This is a genomic window from Actinocorallia lasiicapitis, from assembly GCF_054778695.1.
In genome coordinates this window covers 1-8,503 of sequence record NZ_BAAGZI010000269.1, presented here as the reverse complement: position 1 = coordinate 8,503, position 8,503 = coordinate 1, and the positions used below count along the sequence as shown (strand labels likewise).

9 protein-coding genes and 1 pseudogene are annotated in these 8,503 nt (G+C 70.4%); 4 read left to right on the top strand and 6 right to left on the bottom strand.

What is annotated here, in order from left to right; genetic code table 11:
* The 3 genes from ACYVE7_RS24180 to hisN form a co-directional block, all read right to left on the bottom strand.
* The coding region (locus ACYVE7_RS24180; RefSeq protein WP_460367471.1) for an FAD-dependent oxidoreductase at nt 1–525 on the bottom strand (525 nt) is incomplete at its 3' end.
* Nucleotides 526–576: 51 nt separating this feature from the next.
* Nucleotides 577–768 carry a hypothetical protein gene (locus ACYVE7_RS24175; protein ID WP_460367470.1) on the bottom strand — a complete coding sequence of 64 codons (192 nt, stop codon included), beginning with the start codon at nt 766–768 and terminating at the stop codon, nt 577–579.
* 128 nt (nt 769–896) lie between these two features.
* A complete protein-coding gene (gene hisN / locus ACYVE7_RS24170) occupies nt 897–1,700 on the bottom strand; it encodes a histidinol-phosphatase (RefSeq protein ID WP_460367468.1) in 804 nt (267 codons plus the stop codon).
* 110 nt (nt 1,701–1,810) lie between these two features.
* Between hisN and ACYVE7_RS24165 the strand changes: the two genes are divergently transcribed.
* A complete protein-coding gene (locus tag ACYVE7_RS24165) occupies nt 1,811–2,623 on the top strand; it encodes a hypothetical protein (protein ID WP_460367466.1) in 813 nt (270 codons plus the stop codon).
* On the opposite strand, the gene ACYVE7_RS24160 is transcribed toward ACYVE7_RS24165, so the two are convergent.
* The 3 genes from ACYVE7_RS24160 to aroA are packed head-to-tail and all read right to left on the bottom strand — an operon-like array spanning nt 2,620 to nt 5,745.
* Entirely contained in the window at nt 2,620–3,423 is an 804-nt protein-coding gene (locus tag ACYVE7_RS24160) for an MHYT domain-containing protein (protein WP_460367464.1), read from the bottom strand. The two genes, ACYVE7_RS24165 and ACYVE7_RS24160, sit on opposite strands and share 4 nt — an antisense overlap.
* A gap of 53 nt (nt 3,424–3,476) precedes the next feature.
* Nucleotides 3,477–4,481, bottom strand: a complete 1,005-nt coding sequence (gene rsgA, locus ACYVE7_RS24155; protein ID WP_460367473.1) for a ribosome small subunit-dependent GTPase A — start codon at nt 4,479–4,481, stop codon at nt 3,477–3,479.
* Nucleotide 4,482: 1 nt separating this feature from the next.
* Nucleotides 4,483–5,745, bottom strand: coding sequence for a 3-phosphoshikimate 1-carboxyvinyltransferase (aroA, locus tag ACYVE7_RS24150; protein WP_460367463.1), 1,263 nt, complete (start codon nt 5,743–5,745; stop codon nt 4,483–4,485).
* A gap of 138 nt (nt 5,746–5,883) precedes the next feature.
* Between aroA and ACYVE7_RS24145 the strand changes: the two genes are divergently transcribed.
* The 3 genes and pseudogenes from ACYVE7_RS24145 to ACYVE7_RS24135 all read left to right on the top strand — a co-directional run.
* Nucleotides 5,884–7,263, top strand: coding sequence for a cytochrome ubiquinol oxidase subunit I (locus ACYVE7_RS24145; protein ID WP_460367461.1), 1,380 nt, complete (start codon nt 5,884–5,886; stop codon nt 7,261–7,263).
* Between the two features lie 10 nt (nt 7,264–7,273).
* Nucleotides 7,274–8,284, top strand: a complete 1,011-nt coding sequence (cydB, locus tag ACYVE7_RS24140) for a cytochrome d ubiquinol oxidase subunit II (RefSeq protein WP_460367459.1) — start codon at nt 7,274–7,276, stop codon at nt 8,282–8,284.
* Nucleotides 8,281–8,503 (top strand): annotated as a pseudogene (locus ACYVE7_RS24135) (thiol reductant ABC exporter subunit CydD); the annotation flags it as partial. The gene cydB and the pseudogene ACYVE7_RS24135, both read left to right, overlap by 4 nt.

Genomic DNA, 8,503 nt, shown 5'->3' with positions numbered 1-8,503 from the left:
GTCCGGCCGGATCCCGGTCACCTCATGGCCGAGCCGGACGACGCCGCCGCTCAGCCGGACCTCCTCGGCGAGCGCCCGCGCGACGGCCGGGAAGTCGACGATCGCGGTGGTCGGCGAGTGCAGCGCGGCCAGCCCGTCGGCGTGCGGCTCGATCTCCCTCAGCGCGCGCCGGTCCAGCCGGCGCAGCCCGGGCACCCCGTTCAGGACGGCCCTGCGCTCGATCTCCAGCAGCGGTTCCAGCTCGGCCTGGCCGCGCGCCACGACGACCTTGCCGCACTCGTCGTAGGCGATCCCGCGCAGCCCGCAGAACTCCTTGAGCAGCCCGATCCCGCGCCGGCACAGCTCGGCCTTGAGCGAGCCCGGCTGGTAGTACAGCCCGGCGTGCGCGACGCCGCTGTTGTGCCCGGTCTGGTGGCGGGCGACGGCGTCCTCCTTCTCCAGGACGGTCACCTCGTGCCCCAGCTCGCCGAGCCGCCGGGCCACCGCGAGCCCCAAGATCCCCGCCCCCACCACACCGATACGCACGAACCAGACGTTACCGGGCGCTCACTCCGCTGTCAGCGGGCGCGGGAGGGCTCAGCGGCCGAGCCGTTTGCGGCCCTGCGCGCGGACGCGCCGCCGCTGGGAGGGGTCGAGCAGCAGATAGGCGCCGACCGGCACGACGATCAAGCCAAGAATCAGCAGGGTCGACAGCAGCGGAGGAAGGATGAACCAGAGGACCGCCGCAGCGATCACTCCACCGAGGACTGCCTTGTTGCGCGGTGACATGCCGTCCGCCTTTCGTGGGCCCCGGGAGCTCGGAGCGCTGAACGGACAACGTGTCTGCCCGTCCCGCGGTTCCACGATATATCGCGTCTGGGGGAAACCGTGTCTGGGGGAAGCGCCTCTTCAGGAGGTCAGTTCTCGCCCAGGTGCCGCAGGGCGACGCCATGGAGCAGGCCGTTGCTGCACAGGACGCTGCCGCCGTCCGGCGTGGGGTTGCCGGTGAGGTCGGTGAAGGTCCCGCCCGCCTCCTCCACGATCACCTGGAGGGCCGCCAGGTCCCACAGAGAGATCGGCGCGACCGGGTCGCGCGGTTCGGCGGAGATGTCGACGGAGCCCTCGGCGACCATCATGTGCGACCAGAAGTCGCCGTAGGCGCGGCTGCGCCACGCCTCCCGGCTGAGGTCGAGGAACCCGCCCAGATTGCCCGCGACGTCCCAGCTCTGCACGCTGGAGTAGGAGAACGACGCGTCGGACAGCTCGTTGACCTGCGAGACCTGGAGCCGGGACGCCTTGGTGAGGCTCCGGCCCGTCCAGGCGCCGCCGCCCTTCGCCGCCCACCAGCGCTTGCCGAGCGCGGGCGCCGACACCAGCCCGACGACGACCTGGTCATCCTCCATCAGGGCGATCAGCGTGGCCCAGACGGGCACGCCGCGCACGAAGTTCTTGGTGGCGTCGATCGGGTCGATCACCCAGCAGCGCTGGCTGTAGCCGCTGCGCCCGAACTCCTCCCCGACGACGGCGTCGCGTGGTCTGGCCCGCTTGAGAGTGCCCCTGATCTGCTCTTCGACGGCGCGGTCGGCGTCACTGACGGGAGTCATATCGGGCTTGGTCTCGATCTGCAGATCGAGCGCGCGGAAACGGCGCGTTGTGAGATCGTCGGCCGCGTCCGCCAGGACGTGGGCGAGACGGAGATCATCAGAGTATCCATCGGCCACGACGTGGGAATCTATCGTGAAAACGATCCTTACCAGCCAGTAACATTTTGAGCCGCGCCATTAGCGGAGTCATGGCCGTCCCGCCGCCGCCCGGGTGGGACCATGGCGGAATGGCTTACGAACTGCCGGACTGGGTGGCCGAGCTCACCGACCCGCGTCGGGCGCAGACGACCGAGCAGCTCGCCGACCGGCTGGTGCCGCTCGCCGAGCAGGCGATCGACATCTCACGACGGCTCCAGGCCCAGCTCACCGAGCTCAACGCGCCGTTCGAGCCCGAAGCGCTCCAGGCGCTGGTGGACGTCCTGCACACCCGCTCCGCGCAGGCCTTCAACGAGGTGAACGGCGAGATCGAGAACACCGGCCAGGACCGGGTGGCCCGGATTCTGCGCCGCGCGGGATCCCGCGCCGAGGTCCGCGAACGGCTGGCCGCCGAGGTGTTCCCCGCGCTCAAGGCGCAGCAGCGGGTGGTGTGCGAGCGGATCGGCGACCGCACCGCCGACGCCGTCCAGTCCGCGGCCACGACCCTGCTGACCAGGACAGGTGAGCTGGCGGCGGCCGTCACGGCCATGGTCCACCAGGTGCTGCCCGCCGCGCAGGAGGGGCTGAGCCTGGCGGGCCGTGTCTCGGCGCTGACGGGACGGGTCAGGAAGGCGGGCCGCGGCCCCGTCTCCGACGAGCTGCGCCGTGAGGCCGCCGAGACGGCCGCCGCCTGCGAGGAGACTCTGGGCCGGCTCGAACTCGAATGGTCGATGATCGGCGCGCGGGCCTCGTCGGTGCGGGCGGCGCTGCGGGCCGTCGAGGAGGCGGCGTTCACCGAGGTCACCCAGGAGATGTCGGAGTGCGTCGCGGAGCTGGCGCCCGCCCACGTCAAGGCGCTGAACGAGACCGAGGTCCGGGCGATGGCCCTGCTGGCCGAGGGCTAGCGCCGTTCGGGCGGTGGCTTGCGGCCGGTCATCGAACGTTCCAGTTCGGACAGGAACACGGCTTCGGCCTGGCGTTCGCGGGGGCTGGCCGAACCGCCGACCACGACCAGCAGCACGGCCGTCACGAGGCTGCCGGAGCCGATCAGCGGCAGCAGCAGGAGCGCGGGATCGGCGCCGGGCACGTCCGGCAGCAGCGGCCCGTCGGCCGACAGCGCCGCCATCCCCGTGTAGTGCATCCCGCTGACGGCCGCCGCCATCACGACCGACGCGCCGAACGTCGCGCGCCAGGCGCTCAGCCGGGTGGAGAACCAGAGCGCGACCGTCGAAGCGGTGATCGCGATCACGACGGAGAGCCAGACCAGGAACGGATCGTAGGAGAGGGTCGCGCCCGCGTTCATCGCGGCCATCCCGGTGTAGTGCATCACCGCGACGCCGGTTCCCATCATCACCCCGCCGACCACGATCGGCCGTTCCCGCGCCACGAGGTACAGCCCGGCGCCGACGACCCCGATGGCCAGCAGCGAGCTGAAGATCGTCAGCGGGACGTCGTAGCGGATGGGCGCGCCGGGGATGCCGAAGCCGAGCATCGCGACGAAGTGCATCGCCCAGATCCCGGTGCCGCCGATGGCGACCGCGCCGCCGGCCAGCCAGCCGGCCTCGGTGGCCGGGCTGGACGCGATCCGTGCGCGGGCGGTGCACTGGAGGCCGAGCAGGCAGCCGGAAACGGACAGAAGGTAAGCGAGGCCGGGGTTGACGGGGCCGTGAACGGCCTGGTGGAGGGGTACTTCGGCGAGAAACACGAAAATCCTTCAGGTTGAGCTCGAGCGAGCATACCGCCTGGTAGGAAAGCGTTTCAGTTGGGTGTTTCGTCACGGTTAGTTAGAAGTCTCCGGAAGGATTCCAGCCGCTCCGCCGTGGCATGGCCTGCCGCCACCCACGCGTCGAGCGCGCAGGTCGGCTCCAGATGCGTGCAGAGCGGCGGGCACTCCGCCGAACCCTCGATCAGATCGGGGAAACCGAGGATCAGATCCTCCGGCGTGATGTGTGCGAGCCCGAACGACCGCACCCCCGGGGTGTCGATGATCCACCCGCCGTCCGGCAGCTCCAGCGCCAGCGCCGACGAGGAGGTGTGCCGGCCGCGGCCGGTGACCGCGTTGACATGGCCGACCGCCCGGTGCGCCTCGGGCACCAGCGCGTTGACCAGGGTCGACTTCCCGACGCCCGAATGGCCGACGAGCACGCTCATCCTGTCCTTGAGCAGGGCGCGCAGCCCCGACACGTCCTCACCGCGCCTGGTCACCCAGAACGGGACGCCCAGCGGCTCGTAGATGTCGAGCAGCTTGGTCGGCGGCGCCAGATCGGACTTGGTCAGGCAGAGCAGGGCGTCCATCCCGGCGTCACGGGCCGCGACCAGACAGCGGTCGATCATCCCGATCCGCGGCTCCGGATCGGCCAGCGCCGTGACGATCACGAGCTGGTCGGCGTTGGAGACGATCACCCGTTCGACGTCGTCGGTGTCGTCGGCCGTCCGGCGCAGGATCGAGGTGCGCGGCTCGACCCGCACCACCCGGGCGAGCGCGTCCGGCTGGCCGGAGGTGTCGCCGACCAGCGCCACCCGATCGCCCACCACGACGCCCTTGCGGCCCAGCTCACGGGCGCGCATCGCGGTCACCGCGATCTGCGGCTGCTTGCGTTTGCCCGTCTCGACCAGGCAGCGGTACCGGCCCCTGTCGACCGCGACGACCAGCCCGTACACGGCGTCGTCATGGGCGGGCCTGGTGCGCGTGCGCGGGCGCGAACCACGTCCGGGGCGTACCCGGACGTCGTCCTCGTCGAGGTGCTTCCAGTCGCGGGCTATGTCACTGCTCCAACATCTCGGACCAGAGGGAAACGAAGTCGGGGAGTGTCTTGCCCACCGTGCCCGGGTTCTCCACCTCGACACCCGGCACGACCAGGCCGAGGGTCGCGCCGGCCATCACCATGCGGTGGTCGTCGTAGGTGTGGAACAGGCCGCCGTGCAGCGGACGCGGCCGGATCACGACACCGTCCTCGGTCTCGTCGGCGTCGCCGCCGAGCCGGTTGATCTCCGCGACGGTCGCGGCGAGCCGGTCGGTCTCGTGGCCGCGGATGTGCGCGACGCCCCGGAACCGGGACGGCCCGTCGGCGAGCGCCGCGACCATGGCCAGGACCTGCATCAGTTCGGGCGCGTCGGCCAGGTCGACGTCGATGCCGTGGATCGTGCCGGTGCCGCGCACGGTCAGGTCGCCGTCGGCGTAGGTGACCTCGCCGCCCATCGCGGCCAGCAGTGTGCGGAGCCTGTCACCCGGCTGGGTGGTGACGGCGGGCCAGTCGCGGACCGTCACCTGGCCGCCGGTGACGACGGCCGCGGCCAGGAACTGGGCGGCGTTCGACAGATCGGGCTCGATCCGCACCTCGCCGCTGCGCAGCGGTCCTGGCGCGACCCGCCACACGTTCTCGCCGACCTCGACCTGCGCTCCGGCGGCGCGCAGCATCAGCACCGTCATCTCCAGATGCGGGGCGGACGGCACCGGCGGCCCGACGTGCCGCAGCTCCAGGCCCTTGTCGAAGCGGGGCGCGCTGAGCAGCAGCCCCGACACGAGCTGGGAAGAGCTGGAAGCGTCCAAGGTGATGGCGCCGCCGGTGACCGCTCCGGTGCCGGCCAGCGTGAACGGCAGGAGGCCGCGGCCCTCGTCGCGGATCTCGATGCCGAGCTCGCGGAGCGCGCCGAGGATCGGGCCCATCGGACGGGTCCTGGCGTGCGGGTCGCCGTCGAACCGGATCTCGCCCTCGGCGAGCGCGGCGACGGGCGGCACGAACCGCATGACGTTCCCCGACAGCCCGCAGTCGACGTCGGCCGGGCCTGACAGATCGCCGGGCAGCACGTACCAGTCGGCGCCCTCGTCGTTGACCGGGACGCCCAGCTCCCGCAGCGCGCCCGCCATCAGCAGGGTGTCGCGGCTGCGCAGCGCGCCCTTCAGCACGCTCGGCCCGCCCGCGAGCGCGGCCAGGACCAGGGCGCGGTTCGTCATCGACTTCGACCCGGGCAGGGTGACGACGGCGTGCACCGGCCCCTGCGCGACGGGGGCGTTCCAGACGGTCATGAACCCAGCCTATCGGTCTGCGGCCGAGTCAAGTTCCCGCCATTTGCGGCCAATCCTTCGTCCCTTGGCCCGCCGCCGCCGCTTGATCCACAGACGGCGGGGAAATGCTGATCACAGTTAGTAAGCCAAGGAGACTACGTGGACGAGTTGTTGCTGGCGCGCCTCCAGTTCGGCGTGACCACGGTCTACCACTTTCTGTTCGTGCCGGTCACGATCGGACTGTCGCTGCTGGTGGCGATCCTGCAGACGAAGTACCACCGGTCCGGTGAAGAACGGTACAAACGCGCCACGAAGTTCTGGGGGAAACTGTTCCTCATCAACTTCGCGCTCGGGCTCGCCACCGGTCTCGTGCAGGAATTTCAGTTCGGTATGAACTGGAGTGAGTACTCGCGATTCGTCGGCGACATCTTCGGGGCGCCGCTGGCCATGGAGGCGCTGCTGGCGTTCTTCGTGGAGTCGACCTTCCTCGGGCTGTGGATCTTCGGCTGGGACAAGCTGCCCAAGAAGATCCATCTGGCCTGCATCTGGATCGCCGCGCTCGGCACCATGCTGTCGGCGTTCTTCATCCTCGCCGCGAACTCGTGGATGCAGAACCCGGTCGGCTACACCTACAGCGAGGTCAACAGGCGCGCCGAGCTGACCGACTTCGGGGCGGTGCTCACCAACAAGGTCCTGCTGGCGACCTTCCCGCACACGATCTTCGCGTGCTGGGCGACCGGCGGCGTCCTCATGATCGGCGTCTCGGCCTGGCACCTCGGCAAGAACCGGAACGTGGACGTCATGCGGCCGTCGCTGCGGCTCGCGCTGGTGTTCACGCTGATCGGCTCGATCGGGTTCCTGCTCTCCGGCGACCTGCTCGGCAAGGCCATGACCGAGACCCAGCCGATGAAGATGGCCGCCGCCGAGGCGCTGTACGAGACCGAGCAGCCCGCCTCGTTCTCGCTGTTCACCATCGGCAGCCTCAGCGGCGACAAACCGCTGTGGTCGCTGGAGCTGCCCGACCTGCTGTCGTTCCTGGCCACCGGTAAGTTCGACGGCAAGGTCCAGGGCATCAACGACCTGCAGGCCGAGTACCAGGCCAAATACGGGCCAGGCGACTACCGGCCCTACATCCCGATCACCTACTGGGGCTTCCGGATCATGGTCGGGGCGGGGTTGCTGATCGCGCTCGTCTCCGTCGTCGGGCTCTGGCTGACCCGCAAGGGACGGCTGCCGAGCCGCCGGTGGGTGTGGCGGCTCGCGACCTGGTCGATCGTCCTGCCGTTCATCGGCGTCTCCTTCGGCTGGATCTTCACCGAGATGGGCCGCCAGCCCTGGCTGGTGTTCGGCGTGCTCAAGACGGCCGACGGAGTGTCGCCGACGGTGACCAGCGGCACGGTGCTCACCTCCTTCGCCGTCTTCACCGCGCTGTACGCGGTGCTCGCGGTGGTCGAGTTCGGGCTGATGTTCCGCTACGCCAAGCAGGACCCGCCGCAAGAGGCGCCGTCCGACGAGACCAAGCTCGACTTCGCCTACTAGGGGCCCGATCATGCACCTCTACCACCTGTGGTTCATCGCCATCGCGGTCCTGTGGATCGGCTACTTCTTCCTCGAGGGCTTCGACTTCGGCGTCGGCATCCTCACCCGGCTCCTGGCGCGCGGCGACACCGAACGCCGCGTGCTCATCAACACCATCGGCCCCGTCTGGGACGGCAACGAGGTCTGGCTGGTGACCGCCGGCGGCGCGACGTTCGCGGCGTTCCCCGAGTGGTACGCCACCCTGTTCAGCGGGTTCTACATCCCGCTGCTGCTGATCCTGCTGGCGCTGATCGTCCGGGCGGTCGCGTTCGACTACCGGGGCAAGCGCTCGGAGGCCTCCTGGAAGGCCGGCTGGGACCAGTGCATCTTCTGGGGTTCGCTGATCCCCTCGTTCCTGTGGGGCCTGATCTTCGCGAACCTGGTGCGGGGCGTGAAGCTGGACGAGCGGCACCTGTACGTCGGCACCCTGTGGGAGCTGTTCAACCCGTACGCGCTGCTCGGCGGGCTGGTCACGATGAGCCTGTTCGTCACGCACGGCGCGGTGTTCCTCGCGCTGAAGACCACCGGCGGGATCCAGGAGCGGGCCAGCCGGATCGCCCAGCCGGCCGGGCTGAGCGCCGCGGTCGTCGCGGTGATCTTCCTGATCTGGACCCAGCTCGCCCACGGCGACGGCTGGACCGCGCTCACCGCGATCCTCGCGGCCCTGGCCCTGGTCGGCGCGCTGGCCATGAACCGGGCCGGGCGCAACGGCTGGGCGTTCAGCCTGTCCGGCGCGTGCATCGTGCTCGCGGTGACGACCCTGTTCCTCGCCCTGTTCCCCGACGTCATGCCGTCGACGATCTCGCCGGACTACAGCCTGACCGTCGAGAACGCCGCCGCGACGCCCAAGACCCTCGGGATCATGACCTGGGTCGCGGTGATCTTCCTGCCGGTCGTCATCGCCTACCAGTCCTGGACCTACTGGGTGTTCCGCAAGCGGATCGGCACCTCGAACATCCCCGTCCCGGCGGCGACCGCGTGAGGCCGTTCGACCCCCGGCTGGCGCGGCACGCCCGCTCCACCCGTCCGTACCTGGCCGTCTGCGCCGTCCTCGGACTGCTGACGGCCGGGTGCGTCATCGCCCAGGCGTGGCTGCTGGCCACCGGGATCGCGACCCTCGCGGTGCCGGTGGCGCTGCTGCCGGTGTTCGCCGTCCGGGCGGTGCTGGCCTGGGCGCAGGAGGTCCTCGCGCACCGGGCGG

What these genes read in the sequence shown, in the direction of transcription:
- ACYVE7_RS24175 (WP_460367470.1), bottom strand. Translation starts at nt 768, where the DNA reads ATGTCACCGCGCAACAAGGCAGTCCTCGGTGGAGTGATCGCTGCGGCG.
- ACYVE7_RS24165 (WP_460367466.1), top strand. Translation starts at nt 1,811, where the DNA reads ATGGCTTACGAACTGCCGGACTGGGTGGCCGAGCTCACCGACCCGCGT.
- aroA (WP_460367463.1), bottom strand. Translation starts at nt 5,745, where the DNA reads ATGACCGTCTGGAACGCCCCCGTCGCGCAGGGGCCGGTGCACGCCGTC.
- cydB (WP_460367459.1), top strand. Translation starts at nt 7,274, where the DNA reads ATGCACCTCTACCACCTGTGGTTCATCGCCATCGCGGTCCTGTGGATC.